General features: G+C 37.8%; 16 protein-coding genes. 15 read left to right on the forward strand and 1 reads right to left on the reverse strand.

Annotated features, from left to right (window positions below):
• Positions 1-219 precede the first annotated feature (219 nt).
• Positions 220-465, forward strand: coding sequence for a hypothetical protein (locus tag ACKVQX_RS07580; protein WP_068453711.1), 246 nt, complete (start codon positions 220-222; stop codon positions 463-465).
• 99 nt (positions 466-564) lie between these two features.
• Here the strand turns inward: ACKVQX_RS07580 and ACKVQX_RS07585 are convergent, their stop codons facing one another.
• A complete protein-coding gene (locus ACKVQX_RS07585; RefSeq protein WP_409136164.1) occupies positions 565-1,071 on the reverse strand; it encodes a GNAT family N-acetyltransferase in 507 nt (168 codons plus the stop codon).
• A 138-nt stretch (positions 1,072-1,209) separates the two neighbouring features.
• Between ACKVQX_RS07585 and ACKVQX_RS07590 the strand changes: the two genes are divergently transcribed.
• The 14 genes from ACKVQX_RS07590 to ACKVQX_RS07655 all read left to right on the forward strand — a co-directional run bounded on the left by ACKVQX_RS07590 (position 1,210) and on the right by ACKVQX_RS07655 (position 16,380).
• Complete coding sequence (locus tag ACKVQX_RS07590) at positions 1,210-2,385, forward strand: alanine--glyoxylate aminotransferase family protein (RefSeq protein WP_087680488.1); 1,176 nt, start codon at positions 1,210-1,212, stop codon at positions 2,383-2,385.
• Positions 2,386-2,516: 131 nt separating this feature from the next.
• Positions 2,517-3,752 (forward strand): right-handed parallel beta-helix repeat-containing protein, encoded by a 1,236-nt coding sequence (locus ACKVQX_RS07595; RefSeq protein WP_325921149.1) that lies wholly within the window; start codon positions 2,517-2,519, stop codon positions 3,750-3,752.
• A 123-nt stretch (positions 3,753-3,875) separates the two neighbouring features.
• The gene (locus ACKVQX_RS07600; RefSeq protein WP_087680486.1) at positions 3,876-4,484 is read left to right on the forward strand and encodes a LysE family transporter; all 609 of its coding nucleotides are present in this window, start codon (positions 3,876-3,878) and stop codon (positions 4,482-4,484) included.
• A gap of 82 nt (positions 4,485-4,566) precedes the next feature.
• Positions 4,567-6,039, forward strand: a complete 1,473-nt coding sequence (locus tag ACKVQX_RS07605) for a class I adenylate-forming enzyme family protein (protein ID WP_409136206.1) — start codon at positions 4,567-4,569, stop codon at positions 6,037-6,039.
• Between the two features lie 12 nt (positions 6,040-6,051).
• The gene (locus ACKVQX_RS07610) at positions 6,052-7,233 is read left to right on the forward strand and encodes a thiolase family protein (protein WP_068453704.1); all 1,182 of its coding nucleotides are present in this window, start codon (positions 6,052-6,054) and stop codon (positions 7,231-7,233) included.
• Between the two features lie 115 nt (positions 7,234-7,348).
• Positions 7,349-7,651 carry a hypothetical protein gene (locus ACKVQX_RS07615; protein WP_141273879.1) on the forward strand — a complete coding sequence of 101 codons (303 nt, stop codon included), beginning with the start codon at positions 7,349-7,351 and terminating at the stop codon, positions 7,649-7,651.
• A gap of 107 nt (positions 7,652-7,758) precedes the next feature.
• Complete coding sequence (locus tag ACKVQX_RS07620) at positions 7,759-9,054, forward strand: SPFH domain-containing protein (protein WP_068453701.1); 1,296 nt, start codon at positions 7,759-7,761, stop codon at positions 9,052-9,054.
• Positions 9,055-9,066: 12 nt separating this feature from the next.
• Entirely contained in the window at positions 9,067-10,155 is a 1,089-nt protein-coding gene (locus ACKVQX_RS07625) for a hypothetical protein (RefSeq protein WP_409136165.1), read from the forward strand.
• A gap of 90 nt (positions 10,156-10,245) precedes the next feature.
• On the forward strand, positions 10,246-11,409 hold the full coding sequence (locus tag ACKVQX_RS07630; RefSeq protein ID WP_068453697.1) for a hypothetical protein: 1,164 nt from the start codon (positions 10,246-10,248) through the stop codon (positions 11,407-11,409).
• Position 11,410: 1 nt separating this feature from the next.
• Positions 11,411-12,535 (forward strand): AAA family ATPase, encoded by a 1,125-nt coding sequence (locus ACKVQX_RS07635; protein ID WP_068453695.1) that lies wholly within the window; start codon positions 11,411-11,413, stop codon positions 12,533-12,535.
• Positions 12,536-13,759, forward strand: a complete 1,224-nt coding sequence (locus tag ACKVQX_RS07640) for a VWA domain-containing protein (RefSeq protein WP_068453693.1) — start codon at positions 12,536-12,538, stop codon at positions 13,757-13,759. It begins immediately after the preceding gene.
• 75 nt (positions 13,760-13,834) lie between these two features.
• Positions 13,835-14,347, forward strand: coding sequence for a YusW family protein (locus ACKVQX_RS07645; RefSeq protein ID WP_156422360.1), 513 nt, complete (start codon positions 13,835-13,837; stop codon positions 14,345-14,347).
• A gap of 156 nt (positions 14,348-14,503) precedes the next feature.
• Positions 14,504-15,328: an AraC family transcriptional regulator gene (locus ACKVQX_RS07650; protein ID WP_068453689.1), complete on the forward strand. Its 825-nt coding sequence runs from the start codon at positions 14,504-14,506 to the stop codon at positions 15,326-15,328.
• Positions 15,329-15,336: 8 nt separating this feature from the next.
• Positions 15,337-16,380, forward strand: a complete 1,044-nt coding sequence (locus ACKVQX_RS07655) for an NAD(P)/FAD-dependent oxidoreductase (protein ID WP_068453687.1) — start codon at positions 15,337-15,339, stop codon at positions 16,378-16,380.
• Position 16,381 lies beyond the last annotated feature (1 nt).

A 16,381-nucleotide genomic window follows, 5' to 3' on the forward strand; every position in this document is an offset into this window, starting at 1 on the left:
CATGAAATACTAATGAAAATAAGTATTTATACTCATTGCGAAAGGTATAAAAAACTAAAAATTTTGAAAATTAAACAATTTACTATAAAGATTTGAATTTTCAATAATCAATTCAAATGACCATAAAATGCTAAGTATTGTACAAAAATAGCTCGTTCATGTTAGTATACAATTACTAGTGATAGAACAACTAGAATTTTTCTAATGGGAAGTGATTATATGTTAACTGTTAAAATTTCAAGAGAAGATGTAAGTTACGTAGTTGAAGTTATGACACAAGCAACATTAGATGTAAAAAGTATGACTGTAAAATCTCTGCATGATATGGTATATACATTAGGCCGTCTTGCACATATTAATGACGTTCATTTTTTTATTCCAAGTGATTTAGAAACCTCTCTAGTCAAGTCATTACAAGTCGAGTATCCAGGAGAAGTGTATGAACATCGAATTACAGTCCAATAATGCAATGAGTATTTACATGAAAAAGGAGGCGACATCCAATTAGTCGCTCCTTTATTTTTAACTGAAGGCGCATTGAAAAGCAGGGCTATCTTCCTCTTTTTAATGTGTTAAAATTTTTTCATAAGCATAACATGGAATATTTTCCCCATAAGAAACATTACCAACATACTGGTAATGATTTTTTTTTGCCACGCGTTGCATTGGTATATTCTCTGTATGTGTATCAAGCCGGATTTGTTTAAACCCTTTGGCGTGAACAACTTCCTCAATCGCTTGTAAAAACTGTGTACCAATTCCTTTTGCCGCTGTTTCTTTTGCCACAGCCATACGATGAATCGCAATATAAGGATCATTTGAAGACCATTTGCCATTTAATGCATCGTAAGCAGGCTCACCGTCTTCGTCCAAGCAAACTGTTCCAATAATTTGCTGTCCATCCATCAATACATAACTTTTCTGTTGTTCCACATCTTTTTTCATCTGTTCTAGGTCAGGGTAGCCATTTTGCCACTGAGGTAGACCAAGCTGTTTTAAATTCGCGCGTCCATCTTCAATAATCTCCATAATGCGTGTAATTTGTTCTTTTTTTGCTTGTACTAATCGCATCGTATCACCTCTTTTGTAGTATAACGTAAAAATGTTATTCTACAAATATTTAGAATATTTAGGAAAACGCTTGACTATAACAGATAAATTATTTATATTGTGTTATATAACAAATTAAATTGAACAGGGGTTGACGATATGAGAAATAAAGAATTACTATTAATTCCAGGCCCGACACCAGTGAGAGACGACATTTATGATGCACTTAGCCAAGAGACAATGGGACATACAGATCCACGATTTGCACGCATTTATAAAAATTCAATCGAAATGACAAAGGAATTATTTAATCATCCTGCAGAAGCATATGTTATTTCAGGTTCAGGAACACTGGCGATGGAGATGGCAATCGTCAACACTGTTTCAAAAGGTGAACGTTTATTAGTAATTAGTCATGGCTTCTTTGGGGACCGTTTTGTACCACTTGCAAAAGCTTTCGGCATTGAAGTCGATGTGATTCAAGCAGAATGGGGCAAACAGATTTCAAAAAAAGCTGTTATAGAACAATTAAAACAGCACGAATATAAAGCGGTTACAGTAACGCATGTCGATACATCTACAGGCGTTGTTGCAAATATTCAAGAATTAATTCCTGTTGTTAAAAGAGCAGGTGCATTATTCATTTTGGACGGTGTATGTGCAACGACAGCACTAGAAGAAGATATGTCAAAAGAGTATGGGCAAGAAGGCGCAAAAATTGATGTAGTCTTAACTGGCTCACAAAAAGCGATTGGTGCACCTCCAGGGCTTGCGATTATTGCATTTTCAGAAGAGGCGGTTGCCGCACGTGAAGCATTAGAGAATGTGCCAGCTTATTACGCAGATATTCATAACTGGCGTAAAGTAATGGACGACCCAACAGCTTATTTTGCAACACCACCTGTTAATTTGATTTATGCATATGAATGTGCAATGAAAATTGTACTTGAAGAAGGGATGGAGGCGCGCGTGGAAAGACATGAAAATTACGGTGCAGCGATTCGTCGTGCACTAATTGCATACGGTATGAAGCCATTGGCAAAAGAAGAAGCAGCTGCTCCAACATTAAGCTGTATTTTATATCCTGAAGGTGTAGAAGATCATGTATTCAGAGCGAAACTAGCTGATCGTGGTATTATCGTAGCAGGTGCGTTAGCGCATTTATCTGGCAAAGCATTCCGAATCGGTCATATGGGTAACACAACACCGCAAATGCTTGAACAGGCGATTTGCCAAATCGGTGAAGTATTAGAAGAGATGGGACACAGCGTAACAATTGGTGCTGCTCTAAAAGCATTTAGAGAAGTATTAGGTAGTAAAGCAACGATTTCATAATCATAGAATAATCCGACTTGTTTTCGAACAAGTCTTTTTTTATATGAAAATAGTCATATATATTGCTTAAGTATATTAAAAAGATGTATTCTGTTAAGTAGGTTTATGAAAACATAAAAAGGAGCGTTCACATGAAAAAACAGCATCATCTGTCTCTATTTATTGTATTTAGTATGATTATGGTCTTTTTAGTACTAAATACACAGATGGAGGCAAAAGCTAAAACACCTACTTACATAATTACACCGAGCAGTAAGCCATACAATGTAACGTATAGTAAATATAGTACATATAACCAACATACAAAACATTATTATGTATTACGTTCCTATTTAGAACGTTTTGAAAAAACAAAAGGTGGAAAACTCATCTTAAAAAAGGGAACATACACAATTTCTAATACACTCTATGTTCCTTCTAATGTGACCATTCAACTTGAAAATGGAGCAAAGTTAGTAAAAGGAACAAAGACAGGTACAAGCCAGTTTAAGGCGGCTAGTTCCATGTTCCAATTAATTGCACCTTCAAAATCAAGTAAAAAAGGTGTTTACGGTAAATATAATGGAGAGAAAAATATTCAATTCATAGGTAAAGGTACCGCAACAATTGATCTAAATTATGTTGAAAAAGGTATTGGTATTATTATGGGGCATAATCAGAATGTTTTAGTAGACCGCATTCAATTTCGTCATATGAATTATGCGCATTTTATTGAAATGGATGCTTCCAAAAATGTAACAGTAAAAAATTCAACATTTAAATATGCAAAAGACCCCCTTATTTCGGTAAAAGAAGCAATTAATCTGGATACACCAGATCGTTCAACAAAAGGATGGAGTCAGGAGTGGAGTAAATTTGATGCACAACCAAATAGTCATGTATTGATTGAAAATAATACATTTGAGGATATTCCACGTGCTGTAGGTACACATAAATATTCGTATAAAAAATTACATGACCGTATAACAATTCGTCAAAATAAAATGGTGAATTTGCGTAGTGACTATATTCGTGCGCTCAACTGGTCGAATGCTGTCATTGAGAAAAATACATTTACAATGAGTTCGAAAAATAAGCGTAATGAAGTAGTAAAAGGTATTGCGGCGAGTGGAACAAAAAACCCGATAATCCGCAACAATACATTTAACTATATGGCCATCTCGATGATGTTCTTCACATTCTCAAATACTGGTGGAGGCACAACGAAAAAAGTGTTTGCAGATTTATCGAAAGCCAATAAAGAAGCATTGATGACGAATACGTTTAAAAACTTAAAAACACCATATATCCAGATTCGTGACAATATTCAATCAAATGGTTCACGTAAAACAGAAACCATTCGATTAGACGATTCAGTTTTACGTTAATAAAAGATTTCTAAAAGGAGCTTCCGCATAGATTGTGCTAAAGCTCTTTTTTTAGATAATGAAAAACTAGCTGTTTATAAAAATTCAAAAAAATGTATAATATATACAAAAGGAGGATGGAATATGTTAGAAGTAATGATTCATGGGATGTTACTGGCATTCGGGTTAATTTTACCACTCGGTGCGCAGAACATCTTTTTATTTAATCAAGGGGCTATGCAACCGAAATTTATTTATGCATTTCCTGCTTGGATTACCGCTGCACTATGCGATACACTCTTAATTTTACTCGCAGTTTTCGGAGTATCCGCAATCGTTCTTCAATTTGAATGGCTACGTATTACGATGATGAGTGTCGGTGTTTTATTTTTAAGTTATATGGCATGGAGCATTTGGCGCAGTGAGCCGCCACAAGATGTACAAGGTTACTCGATGCCAATGAAAAAGCAAATGCTATTTGCGGCATCTGTATCCTTATTAAACCCACATGCCATTTTAGATACAATCGGGGTGATTGGCAGTAGTGCATTAGCTTATACAGGCGCAGCTCAGTGGTATTTTGCAATCTCTTGTATTGTCGTTTCATGGTGTTTTTTCTTAGCGTTAGTCATTCTCGGTGCTATTTTTAAAAAGCTTCAATTGCCGCGTTATGCGTTTGTCATTATGAATAAGCTATCAGCTATTTTTATCGTTTTCACTGCAATTTACTTAGTTACTACATTATTTGCTTAGTCATTCGTTGTCATTTTCTTTTTGAATTGTTAGAATATACATATATTGAATGAGTATTCAGTTGAAGGAAGGGGATGGAATGATGTTAATGAAAGATGTATTAAAGCAACATGCTGAGGAATTAGGCGATTATCAAGCAATTGTGTATCACGATGTTGAATGGACGTATCGCACTTTTTATAATGAAGTCACTTGTTTAGCAGGCTATTTACAAAGCTTACCACTTCAAAAAGGCGACTTCGTCGGTTTATTAATGGAGAACACGGATCAATTTCCAATCGCTTATTTTGCGATTCAATTTGCAGGGTATGTCGTCATGCCAATCAATACAAAATTAGCACCACCTGAAATTGCCTATATTTTGAATCATTCAGAAGTGAAAGTATTGATTATGGATGAAGTTTTCCAAGAAACATATGAGAAAACGGAATACATCTGCCAACAAGTTATTATGACAAGTGATTTACACAATTTAGCATTGATGGCTCCGCAGTATCGTGATGTGACGATGAACCCATCTGATGTGGCGGTGATCCTTTATACATCTGGCACAACAGGGCATCCAAAAGGTGTCATGTTAACGCATCAAAACATCTATATAACAGCGGAACTCTGGTCTGAACCGATGGAATTGACGTCAGAAGATCGTTTATTTATTTGTACACCACTATTCCACTCGGCTGGCGCGCATGTCTTTATGGTTCCATGTTTTTATGTGGGTGCCACATTAATCATTGAAAAAGCATTCTCACCAAAACAAATTATGCAACAATTAAGTGATACAAAAGCGACATTCTTCTTTGGTGTTCCAGCAATGTACACACTTATTTTAAATCATGATTTAGACGAATCACACGATGTTTCATCCCTTCGTCTATTCGGTTATGGTGCAGCGCCGATGCCTTACGAACTCATTCGACGTTTAAAAGAAGCTTTCCCAAATGTTAAAGTACAAAATTTCTATGGACAGACGGAGAATTCACCAGCTGCCACAACATTATTAGATGATGATGCACTAACAAAAGTGGGTTCTGTTGGTCGTCCACTCGCACACACAGAAATTCGGATTGATGACGGTGCTGGTGGCGCGCTGCTAAATGGCTATGTCGGTGAAATTGTGGTCAAAGGTCCTCAGTTAATGAAAGGCTATTTAAAAAATCCTGATGAAACGATGATGGCACTTCGCGATGGCTGGTTATATACGGGCGATTTAGGCCGCTTAGATGAAGATGGCTATTTATATATTGTTGATCGTAAAAAGGACATGATTATTCGAAGCGGCGAAAATATTTATCCAATTGAGATTGAAGAAGTATTATATCAAATGCCAGCTTTATTTGAAGCAGCCGTTGTCGGTGTTCCGCATCCGGTTTACGGAGAAGTTCCAAAGGCATATGTTCGCGTAAAAGAGGGGAATACTGTATCGGAAGAAGAAATTCTAGCCTACTGTGCGACACAGCTCGCAACGTATAAATTACCGTATGAAATTGAATTCATTGATGAATTGCCGCGTAACGCTTCAGGAAAAGTATTGAAGCATGTATTGCGTCACTAAGGGGGAACAAGTATGGAAGATGTGTATCTAATTGAAGGTGCGCGAACAGCCTTTACTGCGTTTACAGGCTCTTTTGCGACCGTATCAGCCATTCAACTCGGAACGGTAACAGCTGTTGAAGCATTGAATCGCTCGAAAGTTGCACCAGAAGATGTTGATGCTGTATTTTACGGGAATGTCATTGCGACAGGTAAAGATGCAGCTTATACAGCGCGTCATATTGCGTTACTTGCAGGATTACCAGAAGAAATACCTGCTCTCACATTGAATCGATTATGTGGTTCAGGATTACAATCTGTTATTTCAGGCGCACAGGAGATTCAACTCGGTGAATCACAAATCGTTTTAGCAGGTGGCACAGAAAATATGTCACAAGCTCCATTTTCAAATTTTGAACAGCGCAGTCAATCATCAAAAATGGGGAATATTCAATTTGAAGATATGCTACAAGCTACTTTAACCGATCAATACACAGGCATGGGTATGGGCATGACAGCTGAAAATTTAGCTGAAAAATATGCGATTACGCGAGAACAACAAGATGCCTATGCGGTATTATCACATGAACGTGCAGCAGCCTCACAACAAGCAGATGTATTCGCACGTGAGATTGTGCCTGTTCAAGTGCCAACACGTAAAGGAACACGCGTAATTGAGCAAGATGAACAAATTCGTCCAGATACAACTGTTGAACAGATGGCACAGCTCCAACCTGTTTTCAAACGCCAAGGTACTGTTACAGCAGCAAACGCCTCAAGTATTAATGACGGTGCAGCTTCGATTGTACTTGCAAGTGGGCAAGCTGTAGAAGAAAAAGGATTACAACCACTCGCAAAAATCATTTCGTATGCTGCTGTTGGCGTGGATCCGAACTACATGGGAATTGGTCCTGTACCCGCGATTAAACGCGCTTTAGTACGTGCAAATTTAACAATAGATGATATTGACTTGTTTGAAATTAATGAAGCTTTTGCAGCACAATATTTAGCAGTTGAACAAGAGTTACAATTAGACCGTAATCGTGTGAATGTACATGGAGGAGCAATTGCACTGGGGCATCCTGTTGGTGCAAGTGGTACACGTGTATTATTGAGTGCAGCACATACATTGCATGAAAGACAGGAACGCTATGCAGTTGTAAGCCTTTGCATTGGCGGAGGTCAAGGAATTGCGATGATTATTGAGCGCGTATAGGTATAAAGAATCAAATATCTTAAAAGTATGGTTAGAGGTAAAACACCTCTTCCATGCTTTTTTAATTTAGGATATGATAGTACTTGCTGATTTAAAAAAGAATGGAGAATTGATTTTGTTTATACGCGTCTACATGCAAGCTTCTACTGAAGTGGAAGCGACAACTTATTTGCAGAAACTATTGAATTTAGGTGAGCGAGTAAAATTATCGCTAAAAAAAGAGAAGTGTGAACCATTCTTAGATACGTTTGCAGTTGAATTAGAGGCAAAAGCAGCTTCTGAAAAGCAAGTGAACGAATTACTAGAGAGTATCGCACCAAAATGGAATCAACTACCAAACAGCTTTATCGCTACAGAAAAAGAGACAGAATTACATATTCATCACATAGAAATGATTGAAGTGTATCCTGAATTTTAATCTTTGAAGTTCGCTTACGAGAGCGAGCTTATTTTTTTTTCTTAAAATGGAACTTTTCTCCCGAAAAATCGTATAAAAAAGTATATATAAAGACGGAGGTTGGTTAGATGGGTTTATTAAAAGCTGGAATCGGTGCCATGAAAGGCGTTTTAGAAGATCAATGGCGTGAATATATTTATTGCGAAGGACTTTCAAAAGATGTGTTAGTCGTAAAGGGGCGTAAACGCTCAACGAAGCGTGGTTCGAATAAAGGGAATGACAATATCATTTCAAACGGTTCGATTATTGCAGTAAATGAAGGACAATGTATGATGATTGTCGAGCAAGGAAAAGTAGTCGAAGTCTGTGCAGAACAGGGTGAATACGTCTATGACATGTCGACAGAACCAAGTGTCTTCTATGACGGTGATTTCATGGAAAACTTAAAAGAAACATTTAAAGAAGTCGGCAAACGCTTTACATTTGGCGGTGAACCTGCAAAAGACCAACGCGTATATTTCTTTAACACAAAAGAAATCGTCGGGAATAAATACGGAACACCATCACCTGTACCGTTCCGCGTAGTAGACCGTAATATCGGATTAGATGTCGACATCTCGATTCGTTGTCACGGGGAATATTCATATCGCATTGTCGATCCATTATTGTTCTATGTCAATGTTGTAGGAAATGTAGAGAATGAATATACACGTGATGAAATTGATAGCCAATTAAAAACAGAATTGATGACTGCGTTACAACCTGCCTTTGCAAAAATTTCAGCGCTGGGCGTTCGTTACAGTGAAGTACCCGCACATACGATGGAATTAGCAGATGCGCTCAATCAAGTATTATCTGAAAAGTGGACAGCTTCTCGTGGTCTCGCGATTGGTACGATTGGTATTAGCTCGATGAAAGCCTCTGAAGAAGATGAACAAATGATTAAGACGCTTCAAAAGAATGCGGTTATGCGTGATGCTCCAATGGCAGCGGCACAGTTAACAGGTGCGCAAGCAGAAGCGATGGTCAAAGCAGCTGAAAATGAAAATGGTGCGATGAACGGCTTCATGGGTATGAATATGGCACAAAATACAGGCGGTATGAATGCAAATCAACTGTATCAAATGGCACATGAACAGCGTATGCAACAACCAGCAGCACCCGAATCAAATGAAGCAACATGGACATGTTCGAATGGTCATACAAATACAGGGAAGTTTTGTTCGGAATGTGGCGAAAAAAAGCCAGAAGTTGAGACGTGGACATGTTCTTGTGGGGCTGAAAATACGGGTAAATTCTGTTCCGAATGTGGTCAGAAAAAGCCTGTCGCTACAACATTCCATTGTTCCGAATGTGGACATGAAATGTCAGCTACACCTGCTCCAAAATTCTGTCCAGAGTGTGGTACACCTACGGAGCGCTAAGGAGGAAGTAGCATGACGAGTGATGTGAAAGAAGTAAAGCTCGATTTTGATGCGGAATGTCCTTCCTGTGGTGCTTCTGTTGAATTTAATCCGAAAACTGGAAAGCTCTCTTGTCCATATTGCGGCTATGAAGTAGATATTGCGAAACCCGAACAAGAGGAACAACGAAGCGCGCAAGAACTTGATTTTTACGACGCAAAAAATCGTGGAAGATTTGACTGGGGTGTCGAAAAAAAGACTGTTATTTGCTCGGAATGTGCGGCAGAAACGATTTATGATGCGCTCCAAGTAGCAGATACCTGTCCGTATTGTGGTTCACATCAAGTGATGGAAGCAAGTACAGAAGAAACACTTGCGCCGAACGGGGTTTGTACGTTTGAAGTGACGGATAAGGAAGCAGGCGAATCTTTTCATAAATGGATTCGTAGTCGTATTTTTACACCGAGACAGGCGAAGTTAAGTGCGAAACCAGATGCTTTTACAGGTGTCTACTTACCGTATTGGACATTTGATTCACGAACGATTTCGTATTACTCTGCGCAGTATGGGATTAATCGAACGGTACGTGATGCAGAAGGAGAAACACGAATCGTAACAGATTGGTACTCAACATCCGGTGTTTATCAAGAGTTTTTTGATGATGAATTGGTGAGTGCAACGAGAAGATATGATCGCGATATGATGCGCAAAATTGAACCGTTTCGTTTAACAGATAATAAAGGGTACCGACCTGAATATGTCAGTGGTTTTTTAGCAGAACGCTATAGTATCGACTTAGATGAAGGTTTTGAAGAAGCGAAATCGAGTATTCATAACAAAATCGAACAAGCGATTAAATCAAAAGTTCGCTTTGAACATGGCGCAGATATTGTTGGTCATGTATCGTTTTCGACAACACATGATGACATTACGTATAAATATTTGATGCTACCGATTTGGTTATCTTCTTTTAAATATAAAGATAAGCTCTATCGTTTTATGGTGAATGGTCAAACAGGTCGTGTGGGTGGCAGTGCGCCAATCTCAACTGTTCGAGTGGGAATCGCGGTATTATTATCAATTGCCGTGATTTATATGATTTATCTATTCTCACAATCTTAAATTGAATTGGAGGAATTGCCTAAACGGTGATTCCTCTTTTTGTTATAATAAAGTGACTTTAAAAGAAACAAATGAGAGAGGAAGAGCTCGTTGAATGAATTTTATATGGTTGCAGATACCGCGCGGTTAAAAAATATAAAACCAGAGGAATTAATCCAGCAACCTTTCTATATCGTACCTAAACAAATACCTTGTATACAGCTACAGTTAGATGCACAAACTATTCAGCACATGTTGACGCATTTACCACGTCAATTAGAGGAGATGAAGCAGTCACTAGAGCAAAAAGTGACACGTTTTCAATCAGCTAGTAGCGTCAGACAGCAATATCAAGCGATTGAAAAAGAGCTAGTAAAACTAGTGCAAAATGAAGCAGTGATTGGACAACCCATTTCAGCAGAAAGCGCACGTGTTTTATATGACCAAGTAGCCTATTACTTAGAATGGCTAATGAAAGAAGTCGTATATGTTCAACAAGAAACACTCCTCTCATTCACTGAAAAAAATTGGAATGAAAAAAAGAATATAGACGATTTTTTAACAGCATGTCATACATGGTTTGAGACAATTTTCCATGTAACGCCCACATTGAAAAAAGTAGATTTACAACAAGACTGGCTTGGGGTTTCAGATGATGGTATCACGTATAACTACCACCTATTTGCGGGATATGACGTACTATACGATTTTAAAACGATGTTTAAAACAGCTGACGTACCAGGATTCATATTAAATCTTTCGAAATTTTTAGTGCGTGATACAACGCGAGGCAAGACGAAAACCGCTCTAACAGAATTTGCTTACAGTCGCGTGATTAAAGGGCTTGGGATTTACCCAGATGAAGACCATCTATTTTGTTATCGCTATAATCCTTTATTTCAGTTAAGCTGTTCTGATTTTGCACTGCCTTATTTAACAGAGCGTAAACGATATATGATTTATGCGATATACGATTTACGTCAAAATCCTACATCTCCATTTGTACAATATGATGAGCGTAAATACGGTGCAACGATTCATGTCGAGAATAACGAGTTAAAAGAAGCCTATGCAAATATCACACCGCGTTTTTTAGCCTGTAGTTATACAGAAAAGGAACAAGGACAACTTGATTTTGACCGTATTCCTATTCAAGCGATGTGGTTAGAGGATGAAGCGGCACTTCGAGCTTTTATACAACAAGATCCGCAGTACCCTGCTTTTACACATGTCCTAATCGAACAATTTTTAAAACGAATAGAAGGTGGCAAATAGAATGAAGCCTGAAGTACAAAAATTACAGCAAATTGAACAACAACTAAATGCACACTTTATCGAACGACAACATGAAATTCATGCCATCTTACTCGGTATCTGTGCGCAAAAAAATGTCCTATTGATTGGTGCGCCCGGTGTTGCGAAATCAAATATTGTCGACCAATTCATGTATGTATTACCAATAACTTATGGTACATTCAAGCGACTAATTTCACCGACCACACAACCAGAAGAATTATTCGGTTCCGTCCGCTTTGACCGTTTAAAAGAAGGGATTATGGAACGAAATATTGAAGGACAGCTCCCAACAGCACATGTGGCTTTTTTAGATGAAGTGTTTAAAGCAACATCTGATTTACTTAATAGTTTATTAAAAATTATGAATGAACATCGCTTTGAAAATGGTACCGAAGAATTGACGACACCACTGTTCACATTAATCGGTGCAAGTAATGAATTTCCAGAAGAAGACCGTTTGAATGCATTGTATGATCGCTTTTTAATTCGCCGTGAAGTAGAAGCGATTCAAACGCCTGCGCACTTCATGCAGATGTTACAGGGGAATACAGAGGAGATTACACTACCGCGTCTAACGGCAGAGGAGATACAGGTTATCCACGCTGAAACAAAAGCAGTTCACATTCCAGAGACGATGATCGAAATGTTAACAGAAATTCATTTTAAATTGAAGGATGCAGGGATTGTTGTGTCTGATCGCCGCACGAAGCAATGTTTATCGATCTTACAAGCTGAAGCATATTTACAAGGACGCAATGAAGTGAAGCAGTCGGATTTTCGTGTGTTAGTAGATTGTTTATGGATTGAGTCGGAAGATCGTGAGACGGTACAAGATTTACTTGTACCTTATACAAAAACAGTCATCGACCAATTGTTTGTTCAATTGAATCGTTTGCGTATGGAAGTTGATGCGAAACATGCCGTACTCAAACAAGCAGAGATGATTCAATATGAGGAATATGCACAGTTTGCTTCAGCAATTTTAATGAAATGGCAGCAAATCGAACAAGAAATGATGACAGAGTCACCAACAGAAGAAGAACTGCAAAAGTTAAATGAATGGAAAGCACAACTACATGAAAAAATAGCGGAGGAAGTGATGTAGTTGCATAACGAGTTAAATAGTCAGCTCATGGACATCGACCGATTTACGATACAAGCATATAACGACTTACTCACGCATCATGAAGGACTGCAACAATTAGTTGAAAAGCATGAACAACTACCGCAGTTAGTGCGTGATGTATGGTGCATGCTCTACACTGGAAAGACCGAATTTAAAACGACTTCTCCTTTACAAATACTAAGCGAACTACAAGAGTTTCCGCTTTTTTTACAACAAGCGATGGGTGATAAACTGATTACGACGCTTGCGACACTACGATTTGGCTATTTATTTTTACGTCAACTGGAACAACCGGAAGATGAGTCATTAGAAGATGCATTTAAAAAAGAGATACAGCATGTTTTAGAACAAGTAGAATATGTAGAAGATCTACTCAGTAGTTTGCAACAACGAAAACAAGAGAGACAGCAAACACCGATTTATGATCAGTTGGCTTTAGCAGATGCACTAGAAAAGCAATCAGAACTACAAAAAATGGCTGAATGGGCGAAAAAGTTTAAAATTTCAGCGAAACAAAAGCGCGTTCAAATGAAAACTGCTTCCATACTAAAAGGGACTGTAACAACAGGACAAAAAGCAGAGCGTTTATTACCTATTGAGTATTTAAAATCTGAAACACCTGAAGCAGAACTTGATTTTCTTGTGCGTTTTTCAGACGGAAGAACCCGCATGTATGATTATAAAGAGCGCACGAAAAAAGAAAAGGGCGCACTCATTATTTGTTATGACGAGAGTAGTAGTATGCAAGATTTAGACGTACAAGGAAAAGGTTTTTTAATGGCTTTACTTAGTATGGCGAAACAAGATCGTCGAGATTTTGTTTTTATTCCATTTAGTGGTGATGTGGATTATCAGCAAATTCAGCATTTTAAAAAAGGGAAATATAAAATCCCTCAATTTCTTCAATTTGCACAGTCGTATATTGGCGGCGGAACCAATTTTGAAAAGCCGCTTCAACAAGCCATTCAATTTATGAAGCATTCGACAAAAGGGGAAGTATTATTTATTACGGATGGTGTCTGTCATATTCCGGAAATAGTAATCGAACAGGTGAATGCAGAAAAGAAAAAAAAACAGTTTTATTTGATGTCATTATTGATTGGACATAACAAACATCCTGGACAATTAACGGAAATTTCAGATGAAGTGCTTCATTTAATTCATTTTCAAGATATTCATCATACAAGGGTTTTTGAATTATAAAGTAAAATACATGCCCTAAAATGTTTTAAAAAAAGAAAATGTGGAAAAGTGCTATTGAAAGGACGTGTACTATTAATGAATAAAAAATTAGCTCTTTATGCAGTTCCATTATTAGCATTATCGTTGACAGCATGTAGCACAGATAAGGATGAGAAGAAAGAAGAAACAAAAGTAGAGGAGCCTGCATCAGATACTACAAATGATTCGTCGTCATCTGATTCATCTTCAACTGATTCTTCAAAAGACGATAGCTCAACGAATGAAAAAGTAACAGAGCAACCGTACAAAAAAATGGACCTTGATGTTGAGTATGACAAAGGTGATTACACATTTGAATACGAGAAAAAAAGCGATGGTGACATTGCAGAGATAGAAGATGAGCGTGACAATACGAAAAAGACTGGTGATGAAGCTCTAGGTGAAATGCAACCAATTGTTGAGAAGTTCACATTTGACCAAAACTCATCAGATGAAGAAGTGAAGAAACAAATTATGGACAATATCAAAATCGATGATAACTACAAGTCTATCAAACTAGAAGTGGAGTTTGATGATGGCAAGGAAAAAGAATATAAATTCGTTAAATAATTGAATGTGAAAAACTAGTATCGCCTCATCAGGTGATGCTAGTTTTTTCTTTTCTAAAAGGATTTTTCACATTAATTGAGAATTTTTATCAATTAAACTTGAAATTGATAATCATTATCATTTATAATGAATGTATTAGTTATGGAGGTTATGTCGATGGATTTAACAATGATGCATGTAACAGCATACTTTGCAAAAGCAGCTGTTTCTTTAACGAATGTCTTTCAAGAACATATTTTAGCTGAACATAAATTAACACATATTCATACACAATCGAGTGCATTTATCTTCCCAGTAAGCGGAAAAGCCTGGGTGCACAGTGGTCGTGAGAAATTCTTTATTACACCAGGTCGTATTTTACATATTCACGAACGTGAAACACTTCATATTGAAAATTGTGGTGAACAAGATGTACAATTTATCGTTGCACAGTATCAAGTAGCAATTCGATCCGATGATGATTTATATGATGATGCTTTCGTGCTGCGCGTATCAGATACCACAATTTATTTAGAAGATGCCGTTCGATTATTGGATATGCAGGCGCTACCAGGAGCGATGGCAGCACTTCAACGTCGCACGCTCTTTTTCCAACTCATCGAACGCTGTATGGAAGGTGTACGTGATCAACAGCTTCAATCGACGGTAGATGTGATGGAGTCCATCGTTGCTTATATTCAACAATACTATCGCGAGAAAATCAATGTCACAAAAATTGCAGAGAAATTTCAAATTGAGCGTCGTCGCCTCGCTTATTTATTTGAAAAACATACAGGGTTATCACCGAACGCGTATATTACAGCGTATCGCATTTCAAAAGCGAAAGAATTACTAGAACGTGTGGATTTATCCATTGCAGAAGTAGCAGAGCGTGTAGGATATGATGATTGTTTCTATTTTAGTCGTGTATTTAAAAAACAAACAGGTTATGCACCTTCAACTTACAGAAGAAAACAAATCGTCGCATGGACAACAATGTAAAGGAGCAGATGAACATGACAGAGATATATGATGTAACGATTATTGGCGGAGGACCAGCAGGTTTATATGCCGCATTTTATGCCGGACTACGTAATATGAAAACAAAAATAATTGAGTTCCAATCTGAATTAGGTGGTAAAGTGCGTCTATTCCCTGAAAAGAAGATTTGGGATATCGGTGGTCAGCCCCCAATAACAGGTGATGCTTTCATTAAGCAACTCATTGAACAAGGTCTAACGTTTCATCCAACAGTCCATGTGGAAACGAAGGTAGAACGTATTGTAGATCAACTAGATGGAACATTCCATATTGAAACAAATAAAGGAACACATATGAGTCGCTCGGTCATTGTCGCAGTAGGTGGTGGAATTATTCAACCACAGAAGTTACAAGTAGCAGGTGTTCCAAAAGAAGATGTGCAAAATATGCATTATGTTGTACGTGAGTTTGAACAGTTCCGCGATCAAGTAGTACTCATTTCAGGTGGCGGTAACACAGCTGTTGACTGGGCAAATGAATTACATGGTATTGCCAAAGAAATTCATGTTGTCTACCGCGGTGAAAACTTATCTGCTCATGAAGCACAAGTGGAGCAAGTGATGAAGCATGCTACAGTTCATACGCAAACACAGATTACACAAGTCCATGCTAATGAAAATACGAATTGTATAGAAAATGTAACGATTGAACAAGCAGCAGGTGAAAAAATTATCTCCGTTGATCATATGATTGTCAGTCATGGCTTTGATTTAGATCAAACATTACAATATGACGTATCGATTCCGCTTGAACGAATCGACCATGCCATTGCTTCGACTGCTACAGGTAAAACGGATATGCCAGGTATTTTTGTAGCAGGGGATATTGCTAAGTATGAAGGGAAAGTAAATCTATTAGTCGGCTGTTTCCAAGATGCTGTTAATGCAGTGAATGGTGCGAAACTACACATCGAACCAACTGCTAGCCATGTAGCAATGGTTAGCTCACATAATGAGCGCGTACAAAAACGCATACCCGTAGAAACAAGAAAAAATGAGAAGTCGCTAGCTTAGG

It is taken from the genome of Kurthia sp. ISK08 (assembly GCF_046159805.1).
Classification (GTDB): domain Bacteria; phylum Bacillota; class Bacilli; order Bacillales_A; family Planococcaceae; genus Kurthia; species Kurthia gibsonii.